The sequence below is a fragment of the Synechococcus sp. 63AY4M2 genome, from assembly GCF_002760475.1.
Classification (GTDB): Bacteria; Cyanobacteriota; Cyanobacteriia; order Thermostichales; family Thermostichaceae; genus Thermostichus.
In genome coordinates, this window is sequence record NZ_AXUX01000001.1 from 1,324,373 (window position 1) to 1,327,553 (window position 3,181).

Annotated in this window: 4 protein-coding genes; 2 read left to right on the forward strand and 2 right to left on the reverse strand. The window is 59.1% G+C overall.

Annotation, left to right across the window (positions count from 1 at the left end):
- Both SYN63AY4M2_RS05905 and SYN63AY4M2_RS05910 read left to right on the forward strand, forming a co-directional pair.
- Window positions 1–319, forward strand: a 319-nt coding sequence (locus tag SYN63AY4M2_RS05905; protein WP_143597427.1) for a zinc ribbon domain-containing protein, incomplete at its 5' end; no start/stop codon positions are given.
- A 39-nt stretch (window positions 320–358) separates the two neighbouring features.
- Complete coding sequence (locus tag SYN63AY4M2_RS05910) at window positions 359–1,282, forward strand: NAD(+) kinase (protein ID WP_011429193.1); 924 nt, start codon at window positions 359–361, stop codon at window positions 1,280–1,282.
- Here the strand turns inward: SYN63AY4M2_RS05910 and SYN63AY4M2_RS05915 are convergent.
- Complete coding sequence (locus tag SYN63AY4M2_RS05915) at window positions 1,279–2,907, reverse strand: AAA family ATPase (RefSeq protein WP_168173318.1); 1,629 nt, start codon at window positions 2,905–2,907, stop codon at window positions 1,279–1,281. The genes SYN63AY4M2_RS05910 and SYN63AY4M2_RS05915 overlap by 4 nt on opposite strands.
- A gap of 45 nt (window positions 2,908–2,952) precedes the next feature.
- On the reverse strand, window positions 2,953–3,181 hold a 229-nt coding region (locus tag SYN63AY4M2_RS05920; protein WP_143597428.1), incomplete at its 5' end, for a pentapeptide repeat-containing protein.

Here is a 3,181-nt window from a genome sequence, read left to right on the forward strand (position 1 = left end):
GTTTCAAGCCAAGAAGAAAAACGTGGTTGTCGTGGAAGTATCGGAAGCGTACACCAGCAAAACCTGTACCAAGTGCGGGCACATCCACACCAAGTTGGGTGGCGCAAAGGTGTTTAGATGCCCGAAGTGCAACCATAGGCTACCACGAGATTGGCAAGGCGCTCTGGGTGTCATGCTCAGGGCTTTGCGGGATACCGCCTTTCTGTTTGGACTCCGTCCGAGTAGCGCGGTCGCGTCAGCATCGCGTAGTGACAACGGAAACGGACAGAATGCTATCGCTTCACCGCTGAGCAGTAATGCTCAGCAGTGTTCAGCGTAAATGTATCAGTTTTGGCACCCTCTGCCTCACCACTGCCCCATGAGCAAGCCCAAAGCCGGGATCCTCTACAACGACGCCAAGCCCGCCGCCAAGCGCAGCAGCGAAACCCTGTCCCGCTGGTTTCAGGAACAGGGTTGGGAAGTCTGTGTCGCACCCAACTGGGGCGGCATCCTTGGCTACGCCAAGCCCGACAGTCCCGTCTGCTTGACCAAGGTGGACAGCCTGGCCCCCGCCGGCTTTGACGAGAGCATGAAGTTTGCCGTGGTGCTGGGGGGAGACGGCACCGTTTTGGCAGCAGCCCGGCAACTGGCCCCCAAAGGGATCCCCTTGCTGGCCGTGAACACGGGCCACCTGGGCTTTCTGACAGAGACCTACCTAACCCACCTGGAGGAGGCGGCCAAGGCAGCCATTGCTGGCGAGTACATTCTCGATCGCCGCAGCATGTTGCTGGTGCAGGCCTACCGCGGCAACGAATTGCGCTGGGAGGTGCTCAGCCTCAACGAGATGGTGCTCCACCGCGAGCCCTTGACCAGCATGTGCCACTTTGAAGTAACCATTGGGGATCACTCACCGCTGGATGTGGCTGCCGACGGCATTATTTTAGCCACCCCCACCGGTTCCACCGCCTATGCCCTTTCTGCGGGAGGGCCGGTCATCACTCCCGGCCTGCCGGTGTTGCAGTTGATCCCTATCTGTCCCCACTCGATGGCCTCACGGGCTCTGGTCTTTCCCGATTCGGAAGAGGTATGGATCAGCCCCGCCAGCCCTCAGCCGCTGGTTTTGGTAGCGGACGGCAATGCCGGCTGCTACATCCTGCCAGAAGACCAAATTCGCGTTGTCCGCGCCCCCTACTGCACAGATTTGATTCGCCTACGCCGACCGGAGTTTTTCCGCGTCATGCGGGAGAAATTGGGCTGGGGCCTAACCTACGCCTCCAAGCCCACCTCGGTAGAGCTGCCTTAGTTAGAAAACTTAAATGAGGAGGGGCTGTCGACTTCGATGGGGCCCAGCCCTCTTTTTTGCACCAGGGTTTGCAGCTCGTGCACAAGGTGTTGATCTCGGGAGGCCGTTCGGGCCCCGGACTCGGCAGCCCACGCTTTCAAGTCTTGAATCTGGTCGCGGGCGATGGCGGCCAGGGGAACGGTTTGGCGAATGGCGCCGAGAATATCCTCCTGGGTAAACTCGCGGGGCGGATCCTGGTTGAAGGCCATGTGCATGGCATCGTAGATGGTCTGCTCAATTTCTGCGCCGCTGAAGTTTTCGCTGGCCATGGCCAGCTCAGGGTAGGCAAAATCCCGCACGCGGTTGGGCCGCAGCCGCTGGATGTGGACTTGGAAGATCTCCTCCCGCTCCCGTTGGTTGGGCAAATTGACGAAGAAAATTTCGTCAAACCGGCCTTTGCGCAGCAGCTCGGCCGGCAAGATGCGGACATTGTTGGCGGTGGCAACAATAAAAACGGGTTTGGTTTTTTCCTGCATCCAGGTGATCAGGCTGCCGAAGACCCGCTTGCTGGTGCCCGAATCCCCTGAAAACTCGCTGTTGACGCCGCCAAAGGCTTTATCCAACTCATCAATCCACAACACACAAGGGGCCATGGCTTCGGCAATTTGGATCATCTGGCGCACGCGGCTTTCGCTTTCGCCGACGATCCCGCCGAAGAGTCGCCCCACATCCAGCCTGAGCAAGGGCATGCGCCACTCGCGGGCTATGGTTTTGGCACATAGAGACTTGCCGGTGCCCTGGATCCCGGCCAGCAAAATGCCCTTAGGACTGGGCAAGCCATAGGCACGGGCCTGGGCACTAAAACTGTTGCGGCGCTGCCGAATCCAGGCTTTGAGGTTTTCCAGGCCGCCGACATTTTGCAAGGTCTCGGAGGGGTTGTAAAACTCCAGGATTTCCGTCTGGCGGATGTATTGTTTTTTCTCTTCCAAAACGAGATCAATATCCCCTTCGCTGACCTTGCCCTTGGCGGCTAGGGCGCGGGCCAGGATCCGCTCAATGCGCTGCCGGGTCAGTCCTTGGCAGGCTCGAACCAGTTGTTCCCGCGCCGGGCCGCTTAGCTCCAGTTGACGGGCAGGGATCGCGCGGGTAATGATCCGCTCAATTTCGGCGATGCTGGGCAGGGGAAAATCATAGACCACAATTTCCTCGCGCAGCTCGGCAGGGACAACGGCTTCTTGGCCCAAGAGGATGATGGACTTGCGGCTGTGGCGGCTCTCTCTGGCCAGGGTTTTCAGGTAGCGGATGACGGGGTAATTGTCCGAGCGTTCCGGATTTCTCAGGGTGGGGTTTAGGTCTTTGAGAACACAAATAACCGCCTCGTCCTCTTTGATGGCGCCGATGCGGCCCAGAGCAGGCATCAATTGGCCTTTGTTTTGGCCGTTATCTGACCAGCCGGAGACGATATCCCAGATTAGGAGTTTGCGCTTGGGCTTGAGGGAATCGGCTAGAACTTGCAGGAGCTCCTCTGCCGGGGCTTCTTCGGGAGTAACCAGGTAGATCAAAGGGTAGCGGGCGCGAACCACTAAGTCCAGCAGTGTGAGGATGTCTTGGTGATTGCTGGCAAAGGCGAGATCTGAGGGACTCATGGATCCACTGAGAGCGGCTGTAGGTAGTGTAGCCAAGGGATCAGGCTAGGGATGGATGGCTCCGTCGGGGAGGATGGCCCCTTTCAAGTCGGCGAATTGATCCCAGCCGGGACTTAGTTTTGCGCCCCATAGGTTTGCCCCCTTTAGGTTCGTGCCACCCAGCTTTGCTCCCCTCAGGTCAGCCCTGCTCAGGTCGGCCTTGCTCAGGTTGGCCCCGCTCAGGTCAGCCCTGCTCAGGTCGGCCTTGCTCAGGTTGGCCCCGCTCAGGTCAGCC